The organism is Georgenia muralis, assembly GCF_003814705.1.
Classification (GTDB): Bacteria; Actinomycetota; Actinomycetes; order Actinomycetales; family Actinomycetaceae; genus Georgenia; species Georgenia muralis.
In genome coordinates this window covers 800,856-821,632 of the sequence record NZ_RKRA01000001.1, presented here as the reverse complement: position 1 = coordinate 821,632, position 20,777 = coordinate 800,856, and the positions used below count along the sequence as shown (strand labels likewise).

General features: G+C 72.3%; 20 protein-coding genes. 10 read left to right on the top strand and 10 right to left on the bottom strand.

Translation table 11 applies throughout. The annotated features are described in order from the left end of the window. Nucleotides 1-200: 200 nt before the first annotated feature. Both EDD32_RS03540 and EDD32_RS18710 read left to right on the top strand, forming a co-directional pair. Complete coding sequence (locus EDD32_RS03540; protein ID WP_246005961.1) at nucleotides 201-887, top strand: class E sortase; 687 nt, start codon at nucleotides 201-203, stop codon at nucleotides 885-887. Continuing rightward, a complete protein-coding gene (locus EDD32_RS18710; RefSeq protein ID WP_170175190.1) occupies nucleotides 887-1,045 on the top strand; it encodes a hypothetical protein in 159 nt (52 codons plus the stop codon). Before EDD32_RS03540 ends, EDD32_RS18710 begins: the two co-directional genes overlap by 1 nt. A gap of 55 nt (nucleotides 1,046-1,100) precedes the next feature. Here the strand turns inward: EDD32_RS18710 and EDD32_RS03535 are convergent, their stop codons facing one another. Then, nucleotides 1,101-1,418, bottom strand: a complete 318-nt coding sequence (locus tag EDD32_RS03535) for a DUF6221 family protein (protein WP_123914663.1) — start codon at nucleotides 1,416-1,418, stop codon at nucleotides 1,101-1,103. A 173-nt stretch (nucleotides 1,419-1,591) separates the two neighbouring features. Between EDD32_RS03535 and EDD32_RS03530 the strand changes: the two genes are divergently transcribed. From EDD32_RS03530 to EDD32_RS03520, 3 genes are all read left to right on the top strand, one after another. Then, on the top strand, nucleotides 1,592-2,014 hold the full coding sequence (locus tag EDD32_RS03530; protein ID WP_123914661.1) for a MarR family winged helix-turn-helix transcriptional regulator: 423 nt from the start codon (nucleotides 1,592-1,594) through the stop codon (nucleotides 2,012-2,014). Then, nucleotides 2,011-3,411 carry an MFS transporter gene (locus EDD32_RS03525; protein WP_123914659.1) on the top strand — a complete coding sequence of 467 codons (1,401 nt, stop codon included), beginning with the start codon at nucleotides 2,011-2,013 and terminating at the stop codon, nucleotides 3,409-3,411. Before EDD32_RS03530 ends, EDD32_RS03525 begins: the two co-directional genes overlap by 4 nt. A gap of 208 nt (nucleotides 3,412-3,619) precedes the next feature. Continuing rightward, nucleotides 3,620-4,819 (top strand): Fic family protein, encoded by a 1,200-nt coding sequence (locus tag EDD32_RS03520; RefSeq protein WP_123914657.1) that lies wholly within the window; start codon nucleotides 3,620-3,622, stop codon nucleotides 4,817-4,819. Between the two features lie 15 nt (nucleotides 4,820-4,834). On the opposite strand, the gene EDD32_RS03515 is transcribed toward EDD32_RS03520, so the two are convergent. The 5 genes from EDD32_RS03515 to EDD32_RS03495 are packed head-to-tail and all read right to left on the bottom strand — an operon-like array spanning nucleotide 4,835 to nucleotide 9,408. Then, nucleotides 4,835-5,809 (bottom strand): NAD(P)-dependent oxidoreductase, encoded by a 975-nt coding sequence (locus tag EDD32_RS03515; RefSeq protein ID WP_123914655.1) that lies wholly within the window; start codon nucleotides 5,807-5,809, stop codon nucleotides 4,835-4,837. Then, complete coding sequence (locus EDD32_RS18705) at nucleotides 5,809-6,579, bottom strand: SDR family NAD(P)-dependent oxidoreductase (protein WP_170175189.1); 771 nt, start codon at nucleotides 6,577-6,579, stop codon at nucleotides 5,809-5,811. Before EDD32_RS18705 ends, EDD32_RS03515 begins: the two co-directional genes overlap by 1 nt. Continuing rightward, nucleotides 6,576-7,730: an acyl-CoA dehydrogenase family protein gene (locus EDD32_RS03505; RefSeq protein ID WP_123914651.1), complete on the bottom strand. Its 1,155-nt coding sequence runs from the start codon at nucleotides 7,728-7,730 to the stop codon at nucleotides 6,576-6,578. Before EDD32_RS03505 ends, EDD32_RS18705 begins: the two co-directional genes overlap by 4 nt. Before the next feature lie 14 nt (nucleotides 7,731-7,744). Next, a complete protein-coding gene (locus EDD32_RS03500) occupies nucleotides 7,745-8,197 on the bottom strand; it encodes a MaoC family dehydratase (protein ID WP_123914649.1) in 453 nt (150 codons plus the stop codon). Beyond that, the gene (locus EDD32_RS03495) at nucleotides 8,194-9,408 is read right to left on the bottom strand and encodes a CaiB/BaiF CoA transferase family protein (RefSeq protein WP_123914647.1); all 1,215 of its coding nucleotides are present in this window, start codon (nucleotides 9,406-9,408) and stop codon (nucleotides 8,194-8,196) included. Before EDD32_RS03495 ends, EDD32_RS03500 begins: the two co-directional genes overlap by 4 nt. 99 nt (nucleotides 9,409-9,507) lie before the next feature. On the opposite strand from EDD32_RS03495, the gene EDD32_RS03490 reads away from it, so the two are divergent. Then, nucleotides 9,508-10,524 (top strand): LacI family DNA-binding transcriptional regulator, encoded by a 1,017-nt coding sequence (locus EDD32_RS03490; protein ID WP_123914645.1) that lies wholly within the window; start codon nucleotides 9,508-9,510, stop codon nucleotides 10,522-10,524. Nucleotides 10,525-10,654: 130 nt separating this feature from the next. On the opposite strand, the gene EDD32_RS03485 is transcribed toward EDD32_RS03490, so the two are convergent. From EDD32_RS03485 to EDD32_RS03475, 3 genes are read right to left on the bottom strand one after another with little or no spacing between them, the layout of a single operon-like run. Beyond that, nucleotides 10,655-11,932 carry a TRAP transporter large permease gene (locus EDD32_RS03485; RefSeq protein WP_123914643.1) on the bottom strand — a complete coding sequence of 426 codons (1,278 nt, stop codon included), beginning with the start codon at nucleotides 11,930-11,932 and terminating at the stop codon, nucleotides 10,655-10,657. Continuing rightward, nucleotides 11,932-12,480 carry a TRAP transporter small permease gene (locus EDD32_RS03480; protein WP_123914641.1) on the bottom strand — a complete coding sequence of 183 codons (549 nt, stop codon included), beginning with the start codon at nucleotides 12,478-12,480 and terminating at the stop codon, nucleotides 11,932-11,934. The genes EDD32_RS03485 and EDD32_RS03480 overlap by 1 nt, the downstream gene beginning before the upstream one ends. Beyond that, entirely contained in the window at nucleotides 12,477-13,535 is a 1,059-nt protein-coding gene (locus EDD32_RS03475; RefSeq protein WP_123914639.1) for a TRAP transporter substrate-binding protein, read from the bottom strand. Before EDD32_RS03475 ends, EDD32_RS03480 begins: the two co-directional genes overlap by 4 nt. A 349-nt stretch (nucleotides 13,536-13,884) precedes the next feature. Here EDD32_RS03475 and EDD32_RS03470 point away from each other — a divergent pair, with 349 nt between their 5' ends. The 4 genes from EDD32_RS03470 to EDD32_RS03455 all read left to right on the top strand — a co-directional run bounded on the left by EDD32_RS03470 (nucleotide 13,885) and on the right by EDD32_RS03455 (nucleotide 18,739). Next, nucleotides 13,885-15,504: an acyl CoA:acetate/3-ketoacid CoA transferase gene (locus EDD32_RS03470; RefSeq protein WP_123914637.1), complete on the top strand. Its 1,620-nt coding sequence runs from the start codon at nucleotides 13,885-13,887 to the stop codon at nucleotides 15,502-15,504. Between the two features lie 32 nt (nucleotides 15,505-15,536). After that, nucleotides 15,537-16,352 carry an enoyl-CoA hydratase/isomerase family protein gene (locus EDD32_RS03465; protein WP_211338708.1) on the top strand — a complete coding sequence of 272 codons (816 nt, stop codon included), beginning with the start codon at nucleotides 15,537-15,539 and terminating at the stop codon, nucleotides 16,350-16,352. After that, the gene (locus EDD32_RS03460) at nucleotides 16,349-17,749 is read left to right on the top strand and encodes an AGE family epimerase/isomerase (RefSeq protein ID WP_425459496.1); all 1,401 of its coding nucleotides are present in this window, start codon (nucleotides 16,349-16,351) and stop codon (nucleotides 17,747-17,749) included. Before EDD32_RS03465 ends, EDD32_RS03460 begins: the two co-directional genes overlap by 4 nt. 138 nt (nucleotides 17,750-17,887) lie before the next feature. After that, nucleotides 17,888-18,739 (top strand): helix-turn-helix domain-containing protein, encoded by an 852-nt coding sequence (locus EDD32_RS03455; protein ID WP_123914635.1) that lies wholly within the window; start codon nucleotides 17,888-17,890, stop codon nucleotides 18,737-18,739. A gap of 56 nt (nucleotides 18,740-18,795) precedes the next feature. On the opposite strand, the gene EDD32_RS19030 is transcribed toward EDD32_RS03455, so the two are convergent. Further along, a complete protein-coding gene (locus EDD32_RS19030) occupies nucleotides 18,796-20,718 on the bottom strand; it encodes a S8 family peptidase (RefSeq protein WP_211338707.1) in 1,923 nt (640 codons plus the stop codon). Nucleotides 20,719-20,777 lie beyond the last annotated feature (59 nt).

Genomic DNA, 20,777 nt, shown 5'->3' with positions numbered 1-20,777 from the left:
ATCTGGGAGGATGCGGGCATGGCGAACAGGCGACGGTCGTACAACGAGAGGATGCGCCTCTGGCGCCGCGTGGAGTACGTGGCGCTCGGCGTCATGGTGGTTGCGACCGCGGTGCTCATCTACCTTCTCTTCGTATGACAGCAGTCGAGGCGCCGCCCCGCCGGGGACATCGCGCCCAGCCCGTGCGCAGGCGTGGCCCCGTGGCAGCGCTCATCGGGTTCGTCGGGGAGCTGCTCCTCACCGCCGGGCTCCTGCTCGGGCTCTTCGTCGTCTGGCAGGTGTGGTGGACCGACGTCGCCGTGAGCGACGACCAGGCCGCCGCCGTCGAGGAGATCGAGCGGAGCTTCGAGACGCCGTCGGTCGAGGCCGCCGTCGAGCCGCGCACCGACGCTCCGCCCGCGGTGGCGCCGGTCGGGGCGGGGGAGGGCTTCGCCACTCTCTATGTGCCGCGGTGGGGTGCCGACTACCGGGTGCCCATCACCGAGGGGGTGGGCATGGACGTGCTCAACACCGGCGCGGCCGGGCACTACCCTGACACCGCGATGCCGGGCGACATCGGCAACTTCGCTCTCGCCGCCCACCGGCAGAGCTACGGCGCCGCGTTCCACGCCGTCGACCAGCTCGTCGAGGGTGACCCGGTGATCGTCGAGACCGCGGAGGCGTGGCTCATCTACGAGGTGCGGGAGGACTACATCGTCCTCCCCCAGCAGGTGGACGTCATCGCCCCCGTGCCGGGCGACCCCGCTGCCGAGGCGACCGAGCGGCTGATCACATTCACCACCTGCCACCCGTTGTGGAGCACCCGGGAGCGGTGGATCACCCACGCCGAGCTGACCGGATGGATCCCGCGCTCCGAGGGCAAGCCCGCCGAGCTGGAGACGAGCTGATGTACGCAACGATCTGGCGGATCCTGCCCGGGCCGCGCTGGCTCAAGGCGCTCGAGGCACTGGTCCTCGCCGCCGCCGTCGTCTACGCGCTCTTCACATGGGGCTACCCGTGGGCGGCCGAGACGTTCGACATGCTCGACACCACGGTGGGGGAGTAGCCGCCCTTCGCCGCCGCCCGGGTGACCGGCTGCAGGTTCGTGTGCGTCCTGATCGTCAGGTCTGACGACGGGAACCTGCCTCATCGTCGGGATGCTTTGCGTACACGGCTGCGAGGGCGCGAATGGTCGGGCACGGGTACCCGTCCGTCGAATCGGCTCCGTTGCCGCATGTGAGGCAGCCCGTGAAGCCCCACACGTCGTTGGCGCACTCGTGCAGCGCGAGGATCTCCCGCTTGGCCGCAGCCTCCGCGCGAGCCCGGTCGGCGCGGATCCGTATCGTGGCAGGCGGCGCATGCGCGGCATCTTGCGACATGGTGCGGAGCGCGGCCTCGTCCTCGGCGAAGCGCTCGAGGAGGAAGCGGGCGATGTCCATGCGCCGATTGTCCACGGTGGCCTGACGCGGGGGCTCGCGCCAGTGCAAATTCGCCGGGTGGGGCCAGCCCGCTGTTCATGCATGTGGGCCCTCGCGAGATCACGGTGGGAGTAGCCGGCCTCACGCTGCCTTCCGGTTTACTTAGCAGAGGTAATGACCTAGGCTAAGGACCGATGACTTCACCGGCCCCCGACCTCGCCACCAACCTGCGCGTCGCCACCCTGCGGCTCTCGCGCCGGCTGCGCCGTGAGCTCGTCTCCTCCTGCACCGAGTCCCAGTACGCCGTCCTGGCGGCGCTCGTCCACGTCGGGCCGCTGAGCCCGGGCGAGCTCGCCGAGCGCGAGCGGGTCCAGGCGCCGTCGATGACCCGCACCGTCGCCGCCCTCGAGGACGTCGGGCTAGTGGCCCGCACCAAGCACCCCACGGACGGGCGCGGCGTCGTCGTCACGATCACCGACGCGGGCCGGGAGGTGGTCGCCGAGACCAAGCGCCGCCGCAACGCCTGGCTCAACCAGGCCCTCGCCGGGCTCAGCGAGGACGAACGGGACACCGTGGCCCGGGCCGCCGAGATCCTGAGGAGGATGACCGAGGGATGACGCGCACCTTCTACTCCCTGCGGTACTTCAACTACCGGCTGTGGTTCGGCGGAGCCCTCGTGGCCAATGTCGGCACCTGGATGCAGCGGGTGGCCCAGAGCTGGCTCGTGCTCACCGTGCTCACCGCGAACGACGGGTTCGCCGTCGGCGTCGTCACCGGCCTGCAGTTCCTGCCCGTGCTCATCTTCAGCCCCTACGCCGGGGTGCTCGCCGACCGGCTGCCGCTGCGCAGGCTCCTCATGACCACCCAGGCCCTGCAGGGCGTCCTCGCCGGGGCGCTCGGGGCGCTCGTGCTCGCCGGCGCGGCCGAGCTGTGGCACGTGTACGTCTTCGCGTTCCTGCTGGGCACCGTGACGTCGTTCGACGGGCCCGCGCGGCAGACCTTCGTCTCGGAGATGGTGCCCGCCGACTCCCTGCCGAACGCCGTCGGGCTGAACTCCACCTCGTTCAACGTCGCCCGGCTCATCGGTCCGGCGGTCGCCGGGTTCCTCATCGCCGCGGTGGGCACGGGGTGGGTGTTCGTCATCAACGCGGTCACCTTCGCCGCGACGATCCTCGCCCTGGGGCTCATGCGGGTGGGCGAGCTGCACGAGCTGCCCCACTCACCCCGCGGCAAGGGCCGGGTGCGCGACGGCCTGGCCTATGTGCGCGGGCGCAGCGACATCATGGTCATCCTGTTCGTCGTCGGGATCGTGGGTTCGCTGGGCCTGAACTTCCAGCTCACCTCCGCCGTCATGGCCACCGAGGTCTTCGGCCGGGGCGCCGAGGAGTACGGCGTGCTCGGATCGGTCCTGGCCATCGGCTCGCTCACAGGCGCGCTGATCGCCGCCCGGCGCAAACGTCCGCGGGTGCGGCTGGTCATCATCGCGGCGTTCGGGTTCGGTGTGGCGTCGGGCCTGCAGGCGCTCGCGCCCACGTTCGAGCTGTACGCCGCGGCGAGCGCGCTGGTGGGCCTGAGCTCGCTGACGATGATGACCTCGGCCAACGCCACCGTGCAGATGTCCACCGAGCCGGCCATGCGCGGGCGGGTGATGAGCCTGTACATGATGGTGTTCATGGGCACCACGCCCATCGGCTCGCCGCTGGTGGGGTGGATCGCCGACACGTGGGGGGCGCGCTGGTCCGTGGGCGTCGGGGCGATCGCCTCGCTGGTCGTGGCCGTGATCGCCGCGCTGTGGGCGCGGAAGACGTGGGAGGTGGAGGTGCACTACTCGCGTACCGAGCACCCGCACTTCTCGATGGTCGGACCGGGGGAGCGGCACGTGCTCGAGGTCGAGCGGGACGCCGCCGTGCGCGCGGCGGCGGCGCAGGACCGGGCCGCCGAGCGGCAGGGTCGCGCCGAGGTGCGCGACGCGCTCGGGGCCTCCGACGCGCAGCAGCGGAGCTCGTCGGCGTGAGAAACGGTGTGGCTCGGCCGCAGGTGGCCGTGTCGGGAAGTCTGGTCCGGGGATGTCGGTGTTTGCGCTCTTCTTGAACAGTGTCCGGGCACGAGTTGCTCCTTAGTGAGAATCCACAGGCCGCTGTGTCAGGGACTGAGCGGATGAGTGACACTCTTCGGCGAATCCCACCCATGAAGTTTCACTCATCGCCCGGTAGACTGACATTGTGGACATCGCCAGCTTCAGCGAAGCTTCGCCAGGTGTGCTCGTGCCCATCTCCGGCGTTGATCCGCGCCGAGGTGGATGGGAGCACCGAGCGTTTCTGCCGGATCCATTGCCGGAGCACACCCCACCTCTCGACCCCAAGACGTACCTTGCCGTAGCCAACGCACGTGCGGCTCTAGCCGCGCTGGACAGCACGGCGAGGCAACTTCCCCACCCCCAGCTCCTGAGACGGCCCACGCTCCAGACCGAGGCGCAAAGCACGTCCGCCCTGGAGGGCACCTATGCGCCCCTCGCCGACGTGCTGACCGCGGACGAGGAGAACCCGGGCACGTCGAACCTCAGGGAGGTGTTGAACTACGTCAAGATGGCCGACGCGGCCTTCGACTCGCTTCAGGATGGACGTCCGCTCACCCTGAGCACGTTGAGTGCATTGCAGCGGATCCTCGTCGCCGGCACCGCCAGCGAAACTCCTGCGTCAGGAGCGATCCGGAACATGCAGGTCGTGATCGGCAGGCGCGAAGGAGCTGCGGTCAACGATCTGCCCGTGACCGCTGCTCGATTTGTCCCTCCGCCTCCGGGCGACGATCTTCAAGCTCGTCTCCAGGATCTCTTGCGCTGGATGAGCGAGGACCGGTCCGAAGAGATGGATCCTGTCGTCTCGGCAGCCATGGCTCACTACCAGTTCGAAGCACTTCATCCATTCAACGACGGGAACGGCCGGATCGGCCGACTCCTCATCGTCATCCACCTCCTCATGTCAGGGATCCTCGCGGAACCGACGCTGTCTGTGTCCCCCTGGTTCGAGGTGCGGAGGTCGGACTACTACGACCGACTCCTCGCAGTGAGTACGTCAGGGCAGTGGGACGGCTACATCAGTTTTTTCGCCCAGGGTTTGCGTGAGTCCGCTCTGAAGACCCGCGACCAGATGCTCGCGCTCGTTCACGTCCAGGGCCAGCTGAAGGAGCTCGTCAGGGCATCGAAGCTCAGGGCGGACACGGCTCAGGCGCTCGTGGACTACGCGGTTGGACATATCTCATTCACGGTTCGCACTGTCGAACGTGATCTGCACATCTCCTATGGGCGAGCGAACGGATTGATCGGTCAGCTCGTCCAGCTCGGAGTCCTCGCGCCACTCGACCCTGAGGGAACGTACCGCCGCAGGTTCTACGCCCCGGAGGTCCTGCGGACCTTGATCGGCTGAGCCCACACCGGTGGATTAGGGCTGAGCAGCCGTCGTCCGGGCCGTCGGCTCACGCGCGATGATGTTGCGCAGTTCCCCGCCGTCGACCAGCGCCCGCAGGTTGGCCGCGATGAGCTCGTCGGCACCCACGGGCCGGCCGCCGGCCGCGTGCGGGGTGATGACGAGATTGTGGGTGTCCCAGAGCGGGGAGTCCGCCGGCAGCGGCTCGGTCTCGGTGACGTCCAGCGCCGCGCCGGCGAGCCAGCCGGACTCGAGCACCTCGCGCAGGGCCTCCTCGTCCACGGTGCTGCCGCGCCCGACGTTGACCACGTACGCGCCCGCGGGCAGCGCGCACAGCAGCCGCGCGTCGAGGATCTTCTCGTTCTCCGGCAGGCCGGGCAGGAGCAGGACGAGGACGTCAGCGCCGGCGAGCTCGGCCTCGGCGTTCTCCACGGCGGTGACGGGGTAACCCGCCCGGGTGCCGGCGCTGCGGGCGATCCCGCGGACCTCGGCGCCGAGGGACGTGAGCACCCCGGCGAGCCGCTGGGCGATGGAGCCGAACCCCCACAGCACCACCCGCGCCCCGAGCAGCGTGGTGACGGGCCGGCCGGGGTGGAGCGGCTGGCGGCCGCCGAGCTCGCGGGCCCAGCGGTGCTCGTGCTGCGCCGCCGCGGAGGCGGGCAGCCGCCGCACGAGCGCGAGGATGAGGGCGAGCGCGTGCTCGGTGACCGGGGCGTCGTGCAGACCCGCCCCGCCGCACAGGACGACGTCGTCGGCGAACCCGCCCGAGAGCGCGGCGTCCGGCCCGGCGGCCAGGGACTGCACCCACCGCAGCCGCGGCAGGTCCGCCGCCATCTCGCGCAGCCGCGGTCGCGGGTTGCCCCAGATGACCACGCCGCCCGCGTCCCGGTGCTCGGCGGGCACGCGTTCGGCGGGGTCGTACGCGACGGCGACGACGCCGTCGGGCAGCTCCGGGTCGAGCGGGATCGCCGTCGGCAGGAGCACCTTCATCACGCGAGCACCCCGCCGCCGTTGGCGTGCAGGGTCTGCCCGTGCATGAGCGAGGCGGCGTCGGAGGCGAGGAAGACGATCGCGGCCGCCACCTCCGCGGGGTCCGCGAGGCGCCCGGCGACCAGCGGCGCGGTCCGCTCGGCGATCCACGCCATGTCCTGGTACGGGGCGGTCATGGGGGAGTCGACCGGCCCCGGCGCGATCGCGCACACCCGCACCCGGGGGCCGATCTCCCGGGCGAGCGCCCGGGTCAGCCCCACGACCCCGGCCTTGGCGGCCACGTAGGCCGCGTAGCCGGCCGCGCCCTTGAAGGCGAGCTGGGAGGCGACGTTGACGATGACGCCGCCGTCGCCCTCCCACATCACCGCGCCCGCGTGGCGGCTGCACAGGAAGACCCCGTCGAGGTCCACCGCCGTTGTGCGCCGCCAGGCGGTCAGGTCCATGGTGAGGAACGGCTGGTTCTCCATGATCCCGGCGTTGTTGACAAGGACGTCCAGGGCGCCGGCCCGGTCGACGACGGCGCCGACCATCGCCTCGACGTCGCCGGGGTCGGTGACGTCGGCCTCGACGACCACGTGCCCCTCGCCCGGCAGCGCGGCGGCCAGGGCGCCTGCGCGCTCGCCGTCGCGCAGGTGGTGCACGGCCACCCGGGCGCCGGCCTGGGCGGCCGCGCGGGCCGTGGCGGAGCCGATGCCGCCGGTGGCGCCGGTGACGAGCACGACCTTCTCGGCCAGGGCGCCGCCCGCCGGGGCTCCGCTGTGCGCGCTCACTGCTCGCGCCCGAGGAACGCGCCCAGGTCGCCGCCGGCGGCGGTGAGCCGCACGGCGCGCCGGCCGAGCATCGTCTCGTGGATCTCGGAGGTCCCGTCGAAGATCTGGGTGACCTTGGCGTCGCGGTCGAGCCGGTTCACCCAGGACGAGCGCACCATGCCCTCGGCGCCGTGGATCTGCACGGCGGCGTCGGTGTGGCGGCGGGCGGCCTCGGAGGTGAACAGCTTGGCCATGGAGATGACGTCCTGGTCGCCGCCGTCGCCGGCGGCGAAGCTCGCCGCGGCCCGGGCGGTCAGCGCCCGGGCCGCCTGGTAGTCGGTGGCCATCCGGCCGATCTTGGCCTGGATCGCCTGGAGGTCGCCCAGCGGCCGGCCGAAGGCGGTGCGGCGCGCGGCCCGCTCGGTGGAGGCCACGAGGGCGCCGCGCAGCAGGCCGCACGCGTAGGACGCGGCGTCGATCCGGGCGAGGTTGAGCCCGTCCATCATCCCGCCGAAGCCCTCGACGGACAGTCGCGACCAGGCGGGCACCCGGACGTCGTCGAAGGAGAGGGTGCCGTTGGACATGCCGCGCAGCCCGGAGAACGCCGGGCCGGGGGCGCCGGTGACGCCGGGTGACGCGGTGTCCACGACGAGGGCGACCATCGGGGCGTCCCGCTCGGCGGTGCCCTCCTTGGCCAGGACGATCGCGAAGGAGGCGTTCGGGGCGTACCCGACCCAGGCCTTCTCCCCGGTGAGGAGGTAGTCGTCGCCGTCCCGGCGGGCCACCGAGGCCATCCCGCGCACGTCGGTGCCGGCGTGGGCCTCGGTGATGGCGAAGGCGCCGAACGTCTCCCCGGTGAGGGTGGGCTCGACCCACCGCTCGGTGAGCTCGGCCGGGGCGTACTTGAGGAGGAGGTAGGTGGTGAGGTGGGCGTTGGCGATCGCGACGGCGGAGGCCATCGAGTGCATCGCCAGACGCTCGGAGATCTCGTGCACGAGCGGGGCGCGGCTCGGGTCGAGCGTCCCGTCGTCGCCGATGAGCACCCGCTGCAGGCCGATCTGCGCGGCGGCGCTGATGACGTCCTGCGGGAACTCGGCCGTCTCGTCGATCTCGGCGGCGCGGGGGGCGAGGACGTCGGTGACGAACGTGTCGAGCTGGTCGAGCAGGGGCATGGGACTCCTTCGTCTCAGTAGCAGTGCAGGAGGTGGGTGGCGGCCAGGCACATCTCGCCGCGCTGGTTGCGGACCTCGACGCGGGCCGAGGCGCGGCGGCGGCCCTCGTCGACGGCGACCACCTCGTAGCGGCAGTCGACCGTGTCGCCCAGGACCACCGGGCGCAGGAACCGCAGCCGGTCGTACCCGGCGGAGACGGCGACGAGCTGCTCCTGCGCGCACAGCGCCGACGCCGCCGTCGAGGCGATCCCGAGGGTGAGGATCCCGTGGGCCACGCGCTCGCCGAGGGGGTGGCGGGACATGTAGTCGGCGTCGACGTGCTGCGGGGCGAAGTCGCCGGTGATGCCGGCGAAGAGGACGACGTCGGCCTCGGTGACGGTCTTGCGGAAGCCCGCCGTGGCGCCGAGCGCGGGCAGGGGGCCGGGCTCGGGGGTGCTGCCGGGCGCCGGGGTGCTCTGCTCGCTCATGCGCGGGTCCGTCCGGTGGTGACGACGCCCTCGGCCACGAGGTGGCGGACCTGGTCGGGGGACCGGCCGGCGGCGGCGAGGACCTCCGCGGTGTGCTCCCCGAGCAGGGGGGCGGTGGCGCGCACCGGGAGGCGGGCGCCGTCGAGGGAGAGGGGGTTGAGCACCTGGAGGATCTCCCCGGCCTCGGGGTGGTCGGCCCGGACGTGCCGGTTCTCCCACCCGACCACCGGGTCGGCCTGCATGGCGGCGAAGTCGTTGACCGGGCTGCACCAGATGCCCTGGCTGTCGAGGAGGTCGAGGAGGTCGGCGGTGGTGCGCTCGGCGAGGACGGCGGCGACGGCGACGGCGAGGTCGTCACGGCGGGCGGCGGCGTCCTGCGCCGTCGGGAACGCCTCGGCGAGCTCGGGCCGGCCGAGCGCCCGGGCGAGGTCCGGGACGGGACAGATGGACAGGGCGAGGTAGCCGTCCGCGGTGCGGTAGACCCCGTACGGGCCCTCCATGTACGGGCTGGAGGGGACCGGGCCGCGCCGGGCACCAGGGGCGAGGTCCTCGGCGACGATCTCCTGGGTCATCTGGTGCAGCATCGACCCGACGAGGTCGACCTCGACGAGGCGGCCCCTGCCGGTGCGGCTGCGCTCGTGCAGGGCGGCCAGCGCGCCGAGGGCGAGCATGGAGGCGGAGTGGACGTCGGCGATGAACTGCCCGGCCGGGGCGGGCGGGGCATCGGCGCCACCGACGAGCCACATGCCGCCCGAGCGGGCCTGGGCGAGGAGGTCCTGCCCGGGCCGGCCGCCGGCGCCGGGGCCGTAGCCCGACGCCGAGCAGTACACGAGGCGGGGGTTGATCGCGCGGACGTCCTCCCAGCCCAGCCCCAGACGCTCGATCGCGCCGGGGCGGAAGTTCTGGATGAGGACGTCCGCCTCGGCCACGAGGTCCCGCGCCACGGCCAGGCCCTCGGGGCGTTTGAGGTCGATCGCGAGGGACTTCTTGTTGCGGTTCATCGCCAGGAACATCGCGGAGTGCCCGCCGGCGGTGACGGCCCCGGAGGCCCGGCCGCGCTCGCCGCCGCGCACGTGCTCGACCTTGATCACCTCGGCGCCGAGGTCGGCGAGCATCTCCGCGGCCCACGGGCCCTGCATGAGGTGGGCGAGGTCGAGGACCTTCACGCCCGCCAGGGGCAGCCGGTCCTCGTCGAGGAAGGTGGGTGACATGGGGCTCCTGCCGCGTCGTCGCGTGGTGGTCCGGTCCGGGAGCGATCCTGATAGATCGATCTAACGGAGTGTAGCATCGAGCGGTCGGAAGGAGCAGCAATGGGGCGGGTCACCCTGAACGACGTCTCCGCGCGCGCCGGTGTCTCCCGGGCGACCGCCTCCCTCGTGGTGCGCGGCAGCGGCCGGATCTCGGCCGCGACCAGCGCCCGCGTGCGCGAGGCGATGGAGGAGCTCGGGTACGTGTACGACCGGCGGGCCGCCGGCCTGCGGGGGACGCGGTCGATGACGCTCGGCGTCGTCGTCACCGAGATCCGCAACCCGTTCGTCAGCGAGCTCGTCATGGCGCTGGAGTCAGATCTGCATGACGGTGGCTACACCGTCCTCGTGGGCCACTCCCACGACGAGGCCGCGCGTGAGGCCGAGCTCCTGGCCACCATGGTCGAGCGGCACGTCGACGGCATCCTCCTGCACCCGGCGCAGGACTCCGACCCCGCCTCGGTGGATCGGTACACCGCCCGCTCGGGCACGCCCCTGGTGCTGGTCATGCGGCACTTCGGGGACGACCACCACTACGTGGGTCCGGACAACGTGGCCGCCGGCAGGACGCTGGGGGTGCACCTGCGCGACATCGGGGTGCGCTCGGTGCAGATGGTGGGCGGCCCGGCGAACTCCTCCGCGCGCCGGGAGCGACTCGAGGGGCTGCGCCAGGGACTGGGCAAGGGCATCGAGCTCGACCCGGGGGAGCGAACCGCCACCCCGACGAACTACTCCGACGTCGGCGAGCGCGCCATGGCGCAGGTGTTCGACCACGGCCGGCTCGCCGACGCCGTCGTCGGGTTCTCCGACGTCGTCACCATGGGCATGTACTCCGAGATGTACCGCCGCGGCCTCGTGCCGGGCAAGGACGTCGCCGTTGCCAGCTTCGACGACATCGTCATGGCCGGCTGGCTCAACCCGCCGCTGACCTCGGTGGCCACCCGGCCGATCGCCGTGGGCGGCGAGGCCGCCGCGCTGCTCATGGAGCAGATCGCCACGCCCGGGCCCGCGCAGGTGCGCCTGCTCGAGCCCGAGCTGCGGCTCCGGGCGTCGACGCTGTCCTGGCGCCCGCGGCGCTGAGCGGTCCACGGCGCTGAGCGGTCCGCGGCGCTGAGCGGTCCGCGGCGCTGAGGCTCTGGGTCCGCAACGACGAGCGCCCCGCCTCCCGAGGGGAGACGGGGCGCTGCGCGTGTGCTGCGCGCGGATCCGGTCAGCCGGCCAGGCCCGGCAACCAGAGCACCACGCCGGGCACGAGGATCGCCAGGACGATCGTCAGCACGATGACGGCCCCGAAGGGCGCCATCGGACCGATCGCCTGCACCACCGGGATGCGGCCGATCTTCGAGGCGAGCAGCAGGCACAGCCCGTACGGCGGGGTGATGAGGCCGAAGGCCAGCATCATCACCGCGACGACGCCGTACTGGACCGGGTCGACCCCGGCCGCCGTCACCGCCGGCGCGAGCACCGGGATCATGATCGCCATCGCGGGCAGGGCGTCGAGGAACGTGCCCAGCACGAGGAAGATCAGCCCGACCACCCACAGGATCGCCCAGCCGGGCACGCCCGCGAGGACGTCCTCGAAGAGGAACGGGATCCGGTAGAACGCCAGCAGGTAGGCGAACACCGCGGCCGCCGCGAGGGCGAACAGGGGCAGGGCGGTCAGCAGCGCGCTCTCGCGGAAGATCCGCGGGAGGTCGCGCAGGCTGATCGTCCGGTACACCACGAGCCCGAGGAACAGCGCGTAGAGCACCGCGAGCACCGAGGCCTCGGTGGCGGTGACGAACCCGCCGACGATCCCGCCCAGCACGATGACGATCATGCCCAGCGCCAGGACGGAGTCGCGGAACGCCTTGAGCACGTGCCGGAACGGCAGCCGCGGCTCGGCGGGGTAGTTGTGCCGGCGGGCCTCGATGTAGGCCACCAGCATCATCCCCCCGCCGATGAGGACGCCGGGGATGACCCCGCCGAGGAACATCGCCCCGATCGAGGTGTTGGTCAGCGACCCCCACACGACCATCTGGATGCTCGGCGGGATGATCGTGCCGATCACGGCCGACGCGGCGGTGATGCCGACGGCGTAGCCCGAGCTGTACCCGCGCCGCACCATCTGCGGGATGAGGATCGAGCCCAGCCCGGCGACGTCCGCCGTCGAGGAGCCCGAGACCCCGCCGAAGCCCATCGACGTGGCCACGTTGACCATGCCGAGCCCGCCGCGGACCCAGCCGACGAGGGCGTGGGCGAGCGCGAGGAGCCGGTCGGTGACCTTGGCCGCGTTCATGATCGCCCCGGCGAGGACGAAGAACGGCACCGCCAGGAGGATGAAGGAGTCGACCCCGCCGTACATCCGCTGGACGAGCAGCTCGTTGGAGAGCCGGTCGTTGGAGAGGAAGAACGGCAGGCACGCCAGGATCAGGGCGTAGGCGATCGGCACGCGCAGGAGCGCGATCGCGGCGAAGAGCACGAGCAGGGAGATCGCGATCGTCGCCATCACTCACCAGCTCCTTCGACGCCGCGGGCGCCCGAGGTGTAGGCGGTCTCGTCCACGAGCCGGTCGCCGAACGCGGCCACGGACTCCCCGCGGAAGGTCCGCAGAGCCAGCTCGGCGATGAAGACCAGGGTGATGACGGCCGCCACGGGGACGGCGGAGAACGCCCAGACCAGCTGGATGCCGGATGTCGTCGAGGTCCGGCTCGCCCCGGTCTCGGCGAACGCGAGCCCGCCGAGGAAGATCGCCACGGCCGCGACCGCGAGGAACGCCAGGATGACGACCTGCAGCGGCCGGGCCACCTTCGCCTCGTACCTGGATGGCACGACGTCGATGATGAAGTGCTCGTTGCGCCGAACCGCCAGCGCGGCCCCGAGGAAGACCAGCCACTCCAGGCAGAGGCGGGCGATCTCCTCGGTCCACAGGGCCCGGGGGATGAACGGCACGTAGCGGCCCATCACCTGGTAGGAGACGACGACGGTGAGGACGCCGAGGAGGAGGGTGACCGCCCCCAGGGTGAGCCGGTAGAGGCGGTCGGCGACTGCCGTCACTGCCGCAGCTCGAGGATCTGCTCGAGCATGTCCTCGGCGCCCCACTCGGCGGCGTACTGCTCCCAGACCGGGCGGACCTGCTCCTCGACGCCGGCGGTGTCGACCTCGGTGATGGTCACGCCCTCCATCTCCCCCAGGGCCGCCAGCTTCTCGTCGTCGACCTGCGCCTCGAGCTCACGCTCGAACGCGCCGGCCTCCTCACCGGCCTCGAGGACCGCCTCACGCAGGTCCTCGGGCAGACGCTCGAGCGTCTGGGACCCGATGATGAGCGGGCGGATCGTCACCTCGTGGTTGGTCAGGAGGATGTTCGGCGCCGGCTCGTAGAACTTCTGGCTGTCGATGTAGACGGACTCGTTCTCCGCGCCCTCGACCACGCCGGTCTGCAGGGCGTTGTAGAGCTCGTTGTAGGCCACGACCGTGGGCTCGAGACCGACGGCACCGAACGCGTTGGTGAGCACCTCGGAGGGCTGGACGCGGAAGAGGCGGCCCTGGATGTCGTCGAGGGACTCGGCCGGCTCGGTGAAGAACATCTGGCGGACGCCACCGCCGAAGTAGCTCATCGGGACGATGCCCGACGTCTCCTCGATCGTGGCGGCGAGCTCCTCGGCGATGGGGCCCTCGATGATCTCGTCGCGCTGCTCACGGCTGGTGACGAGGAACGGCATGGACAGGATCGAGACCTGCGGGACGAACTCGGCGATCGAGCCGGGGGCGACGATCGCGACGTCCATGGTGCCGTTCTGCATGGCCTGGAACATGTCGGTCTCGGTGCCGAGCTCGGCGTTGGGGTGGACCTCGACGGTGACCTGGCCCTCGGTCTTCTCCTCGACCAGGCGGGCGAACTCGTCCAGGCCCTCGTCGAAGGGGGTGTCGGCGGCGAGCTGGTGGCCGGCGATGAGGGTGAAGGTCTCGCCGTCGTTCGCCGGGGCCGCGGCGTCGTCGCCCTCGGTCTCGTCGGAAGCCCCGCCGCACGCGGCGAGGACGAGCGTGAGGGAGAGGCCCGCGGCGGCGGCCCCGGCTCGGACGCGTCGGGTGGTGGGGAGGGAGGTGCGCATGGTGTCTGGCCCTTCGGTCGTCGTCGACGGAATCGGGTGGCGGCCTCGGTGAGGCCCCGTGGGGACGGCGCCGGTCGGCGCCGCACCTGCTGGTAGATCGGTCACGCTAATGCGGTGGCCGGAATGCGTCAACTGTCGGTCAGGTCACGGTTCGGTCTCGTGAGAGCCGTGGCGATGTGGTGGCTCCTCCGATGGACTACTTGAGAGCCGGCGGCGCAGAAATGGCGGAATTCTGCCGACGCAACGTGACCAGGCGTCCACGGGTCTGGCGACCGGTGGGCCTTGCGCGGGGGCGGTGGATCGATCTACAGTCCGGGGCAGACATCGCCGTCAATCTCAGGAGCCACCCATGCGTACGCCACTCGTCCTCGACCCGGACCGGGCCGCCGCCCTCGTCCGCGACGGGGCCACCGTCTCGGTCTCGTCGTCCTCGGGGCTGGGCTGCCCGGACCGGGTGCTCGAGGCGCTCGGCGACCGCTTCACCGCCACCGGCTCGCCGAGGGCGCTGACCTCCCTGCACCCGATCGCGGCGGGGGACATGTACGGCATCAAGGGCGTGGACCACATCGCCCGGCCGGGCATGCTGCGGCGGATCTTCGCCGGCAGCCTGCCGTCGGGGCCGTCCCGGTTCGACCCGCCGCTCGTGCGCCGGCTCATCGAGTCGGGCGAGGTGGAGGCCTACAACATCCCCTCGGGCGTGCTGTTCCAGATGCACCGGGCGGCCGCCGCCCGCCAGCCCGGCGTGCTCACCGACGTCGGGCGCGGCACCTACGCCGACCCGGCGCTGGGCGGGGCGCGGATGAACGCCGCGACCCCGGAGTTCGTCTCGGTGGAGCGGGTGGCCGGGGCGGACTGGCTGTTCTACCCGGCGGTGCCGGTGGACGTGGCGATCATCCGTGCCACCACCGCCGACCCGCTGGGCAACCTCAGCTACGAGCACGAGGCCAGCCGCCTCGGTGCCCTCGACCAGGCCTACGCCGCCCACAACAACGGCGGCCTCGTCATCGCCCAGGTCGAGCGTCAGGTCGGGGAGCGGCTCCCGCCGGCGCGGGTGCACGTGCCCGGCATCCTCGTCGACGTCGTCGTCGTGGTGCCCGAGCAGATGCAGACCACCCAGACCCAGTACGACCCCGCCCTCTCGGGGGAGGAGATGCGCTCGCTGGAGCAGATCGAGCCGCTGCCGTGGGGGCCGGAGAAGGTCATCGCGCGCCGTGCCGCCCGCGAGCTGCACCGCGACGACATCGTCAACCTCGGTTTCGGCCTCTCCGCCGGCGTGCCGCGGGTGGTGCTCGAGGCGGAGCACCAGGACGAGATGACATGGGTGCTCGAGCAGGGCCCGGTGGGGGGCTTCCCGCTCACCGACTTCGCCTTCGGCTCGGCGCTCAACCCGCACGCGATCATGCAGAGCGCCGACCAGTTCACCCTGCTCCAGGGCGGCGGCATCGACGTCTCCCTGCTCTCCTTCCTCGAGGTCTCCGCCGCCGGGGACGTCAACGTCTCCCACCTGCCCGCGCACTCCCACGTCACCGCCGGCATCGGCGGGTTCGCCGACATCACCGCCCACGCGCCGGTCATCGTCTTCTCCGGCTACTTCACGGCCGGGCGTGGGCGCGAGCTGGTCGTCGGTGACGGGCGGCTGGAGATCGTCACGGACGGTCCGGTGCCGAAGTTCGTGCCCGAGGTGGCGCAGGTGTCCTTCTCCGGCCGGGCTGGGCGCGACCGCGACCAGCGGGTGGTCTACGTGACCGAGCGGGCGGTGCTGGAGCTGCGTGACGAGGGGCTGACCGTCGTGGAGATCGCCCCGGGGGTGGACCTGCAGCGCGACGTGCTCGGCCGTGCGGCGATCCCGCTGCTCGTGGCGGAGGACCTGCGGCTCATGGACGCGGACCTCTTCGTCGAGGACGCGCACGAGTTCGACCTCCGGGTCGCGCGGCCGCGGCCGGAGCTCGACGTCGAGGTGGCGCGTTGAGCGGGCCGGGTGCTCCGGGTGACGGGGGCGCCGTGGGAGTGGGTGCGGCTGGTGCCCCGGACGGCCGGGACGCGGCCGACGGGCGCGTCGTCGTCATCGGCACCGGTCCGGTCGTGACCGTCATGCTCGACCGGCCCGCCAAGCTCAACGCCCTGACCATGGCGATGCTCGACGACCTCGAGCGGGTGCTCGCCCGCATCGACGCCGACCGGGCCGTGCGCGCCGTCGTCCTCGCCTCCGCCGGCGACCGCGTGTTCTGCGCGGGCGCGGACATCAAGCACTTCAAGCAGCTCGGCGCCACCGACATGTGGCGCACCTGGACCCGGCGCGGGCACCAGGTGTTCGACCGGCTCGCCGCGCTGCGCCAGCCGACGATCGCCGCCGTCGACGGCAACGCCTACGGCGGCGGGCTCGAGCTCGCCCTCGCCTGCGACCTGCGGGTCCTCGCCGACGACGCCACGGTCGGGCTCACCGAGGTGGGCCTGGGCACCGTGCCCGGCTGGGGCGGGACGTGGCGGCTGCGCGAGCTCGTCGGGCCGGCGCGGGCCAAGGAGCTCATTCTCACCGGGCGGCCGGTGGACGCCGACCGGTGCGAGAGCTGGGGGATCGCGACGGCGCTCGCGCCGCGGGCGTCGGTGCTCGCCGCGGCGTCAGGCCTGGCCGAGGAGATCGCCTCGCGCTCGCCGGTGGCGGTGCAGATGGCCAAGCAGGCGGTCGACGCCGGCTCGGCCGGTGCCGCGATGGCGCTCGAGGGCCTGGCCGGTGCGGCGAGCGGGGGAACCGCGGACTTCACCGAGGGCGTCACCGCGTTCACCGAGCGTCGCGACCCCTCGTTCACGGGGAGCTGAGCACGATCGCCCACTCCCACGCCCACGGCCACGCCCACGCCCCCGCCCACGCCCCCGCCCACGCCCACGCCGAGCCCCCCGGCGCCGAGGACCTGTTCCCCCTCGACGACCTCGGCCACGAGGCCCGCCGCCTGCTGGCGTTCGGGCGGGCCGCGGCCCTGCCCGGCGGCGGTTTCGCCTGGCTCGACGTCACGGGTGCTCCGACTCCGGGCATGCCCGCCTACCTCTACGTCACGGGCCGGATGACGCACACCTACGCCCTCGCACACCTGCTCGGCGTGCCCGGCGCGGCCGAGCTCGTCGACCACGGCGTGAACTCGCTGCGCACGGTGTTCCACGACGACGCCCACGGCGGGTGGTTCACCGCGGTCGAGGCCGGCGGGGCGGCGGACGGCCTCGACGGCGGCGCTGACAGCACCGGTCACGTCGTCGTCGACGACCGGAAGTGGTCCTACCCGCACGCCTTCGTGATCCTGGCCGCGGCGAGTGCGCACCTGGCCGGGCGACCCGGCGCCGCCGAGCTCCTGGACGAGGCGCTCGCCGTCGTCGAGGAGCGGTTCTGGGACGAGGGGCTCGGCGTCGTCGTCGAGGAGTGGGACGCCTCCTTCACGCGGCTGAGCGACTACCGCGGCGCCAACGCGAACATGCACACGGTCGAGGCGTTCCTCGCCGCGTTCGACGCGACCGGCCGGGCCGTCTGGCTCGACCGCGCCCGGCAGATCAGCGAGCGGGTCGTGGGCGTGGCCGAGGCCCACCAGTGGCGGCTGCCCGAGCACTACGACGCCGGCTTTCACCCACTGCTCGAGCACAACCGCGAGCACCTCACCGACCCGTTCAAGCCCTACGGCGCCACGGTCGGGCACGGCTTCGAGTGGAGCCGGCTGCTGCTGCAGGTGGATGCGGGCCTGCACGCCGCGTGGGACGGGGACCACGGCGCCGCGGACCCGATGGGGAGCGAGCCCGGAACGGCCTCGACGCCCAGCGGTCGTGTTGACCTCGTCGGCGCCGCCCGGGCGCTGTTCGATCGCGCGGTCGCCGACGGCTGGTCGGTGGACGGTGCGCCGGGCTTCGTCTACACGACCGACTGGTCCGGGACGCCCGTCATCCGTCAGCGCCTGCACTGGGTGGTGTGCGAGGCGCTCGGCGCGGCCGCGGCGCTGTGGCACGTGACGGGGGAGGAGGCGTACGCCGGGCACTACCGGACCTGGTGGGAGTACGCGCGCACGACGTTCGTGGACACCCTCGGCGGCTCGTGGCACCACGAGCTCGACCCGGTCAACCGCCCCGCTGCGACCATCCGCCCGGGCAAGGCGGACATCTACCACGCGACGCAGGCGATGCTGCTGCCGGGCCTGCCGCTGCGGCCGTCGATGGCCGGGGCGCTGGTCGCTGGATGATCCCTCTGGCGACGAGAGAGCGTGGCGCATTGAGGTTGCTCGAATGGTCGTGATTCACGACTGTTGAGCGTCAGGACATCGGTGACACTTTATGTGTCAGGACATCGGTGACAGTGGCGCCGCCGTAATGCTGCCTGGATGGGCAGAGATGACGACCGCGAGGTCGATCCGGAACTGGCGGCGGCGGTGCTCGCCTATGTGGCCGGCGAGCCGGTCAACGTCAGCGTGATGAGCCGGCGGCTCGGCGTCTCACGCAAGACGTTCTACAAGTACGCCGCCCGGTACGCCGAGCAGGGCCTGGCCGGGTTCACGCACGACTCGCGTCGCCCGCGGACGAGCCCGAGCAGGACCACCCAGGCGGACGCCGAGGCGATCGTCACGGCCCGTGTGGAGCTCAAGGCGTCAGGGTTCGACTACGGGGCCTGGGCGATCCGGACCCACCTGGCCGAGCATCGAGGACCGACCCGCGAGGGGGCAGGGCCGCCGGTGCCGTCGGAGGCCACGATCAACCGGGTCCTGGCCGTGCGCGGGCTGCGTGAGCTGGTCCCGGCCCGGCGCCCGCGCAGCTCGTGGACGCGCTTCGAGCGCGAGAAGGTCAACAGCCTGTGGCAGATGGACGGCTTCGACGTCACCCTCGCCGACGGCCAGCAAGTGGTCGTCATCCACGTCAGCGACGACTGCTCCCGCAAGGACCTCGCCCTGCACGTCGCCCCCTCCGAGAGCGCAGCGGCGGCCTGGGAGGCGTTCGTCAAGGCCAGCGCCGAGCACGGACTGCCGATGGAGCTGTTGACCGACAACTCCCGGGGTTCTCCGTCGGTAAACACCACGCCCTCAAACCCACCGTCGTGGTCCAGGTCGGCACCGAGTTCACCTTCTACGTCGGCAACATCCTCGCCGCCGAGTTCACCCTCAACCCCAACCGCAGCTACCAGCTCAAGAGGCCCAAACTGTCACCGATGTCCTGACACACCACTGTTACCGATGTCCTGACACATAACAGTCGTGATTCACGACCATTCGAGCAACCTCGTCGGGAGGGCAGCCTGTCAGGGACGGTGGTAGCCGAGCGTGTCGCGGCCGTCGCCGTCGAAGTCGCCGACGAGCGTGGTGTCGGTGGCCAGGCCCAGGAAGAAGGTGGCGTCGGCGACGCCGCCGGTGAAGTCGTTCTTGATGAAGTACTGGTTGCCCCGCTGGACGGTGAGGGTGTCCGGGCCGTCGCCGTCCCAGTCACCGGCGTGGACGAGGTCGGTGGTGCGGCCGTACCGGGTGACGATGTCGGCCGGGCCGCCGGAGAAGTCGTTCTTGAGGTAGTAGGTGTTGCCGCGGCGCACCGACGGGGTGTCCGTGCCGTCGCCGTCCCAGTCGCCCACCACCACCTCGTCGCCCACGCGGCCGTAGCGCGTGACGACGTCGGCGGGCCCGCCCGCGAAGGTGTTGGACAGGTAGAAGGCGTTGCCCCGGCGCACCGCGAAGGTGTCGCTGCCGTTACCGTCCCAGTCCCCGACGTACACGGCGTCGCCGACCCGGCCGTAGGCGACGCTGAGGTCAGGCTCGCCCGCGGTGTTGGAGTTGCGCAGGTGGAACGTGTTGCCGCGACGGTACGCAGGGGTGTCGACGCCGTCGCCGTCCCAGTCGCCCATGTAGACGTCGGTGTCCGTGGCCGTGCCGAACTCGAAGGTGGTGTGGACGGTGCCGTCGAGGGTGTCGGAGAGGAAGAACCCCCTCGGGGCCGGCTCGGCCGGTGGGCTCACCGCGAACGTGGTGAGCAGCCGGTTCGGGGTGACCTGGCTGATGAGCGAGTCGCTGACCCGGACCGCCCCCGCCGTCGCCGAGGCCGTGAGCTGCGAGGCGAGCTCGGCGGACGTGACGTCACCGAAGCGGCCCTTGTACTGCGCGGCGACGCCGGCGACGTGCGGGGCCGCCATCGAGGTCCCGCTGGCGATCACCGCGTTGCCGTCGAGCGTGGCCGACGCGATGCCGGTGCCCGGGGCGTAGAGGTCGACGGCGCTGCCGTAGTTGCTGTACGAGGCTCGGCCGTCGTAGCGGTCGGTGGCCGCGACGGTGATCGCCGCCGGGGCGGACGCCGGGCTGACGCCGGCCACGTCGATGCTCGTGTTCCCGGCGGCGACGACGACGGCGACGCCGGAGTCCGACAGGTCGGTGACCGCCTGGTTGAGGGCGAGGCTGTACGGGCCGACCAGGGAGAGGTTGGCGACCGCCGGGCCGGCGGAGGCCTGCGCGACGACGTCGAGCGCGGCGATGACACCCGAGTAGGCGCCGTCGCCGTTCGCGTCGAGCACCCGCACGCCGGCGAGCGTGACCTCCTTGGCCACCCCGAAGAGCTCGCCGCCGATGATGCCGGCCACCTGGGTGCCGTGGCCGTTCTCGTCCTGGCCGGTGCCGCCGAACACGTCGTAGACGTTGGTGGCCCGGCCGCCGAAGTCCCAGTGGGCGGTGTCGATGCCGGTGTCGATGACGTAGACGGTCACGCCGTCCCCGGTCTCGTCGTATCCGTAGGTGTTGTCCAGCGGCAGGGCGGCCTGGTCGATGCGGTCCAGGCCCCACAGCTCGCCCGTGGCGGGCAGGGGCTGCGCGGCGGCTGTGGTGACGGCGGTGGTGGCGGTGGCGAGTGGCTCGGCCGGTGCTGTGGGCACCGGCTCCACGGCCCGGGCGACGTGGTCGAGCTCGACGGCGGCGACGTGAGGGTTGGCCCGCAGTGCGTGCACCTGTCCGGCGGTGAGGTCGGCGGCGAAGCCGTCGAGCACCTCGGTGAAGACGTGCCGGGGGACCACCTGGAGGGCGCGGGCGATCCCGCGGGCGTCGGTGTCGGTCTCGAGGGTGACGATGTACGCCGCCTTCGCCGGGGCCGGTGCTGCGCCGGCGCTGCCGGCCAGCGCGACGGCGATCGTGGTGAGGAGCGCGGCCGTGGCGGCCGCAACTCGGGTCCCGCGGACGGCGCGCAGGCTCATGGGCATCTCCAAAGGGCTCGCGGACATCCTCGCGGATCACGGGCCGGTTCGGTAGGTGC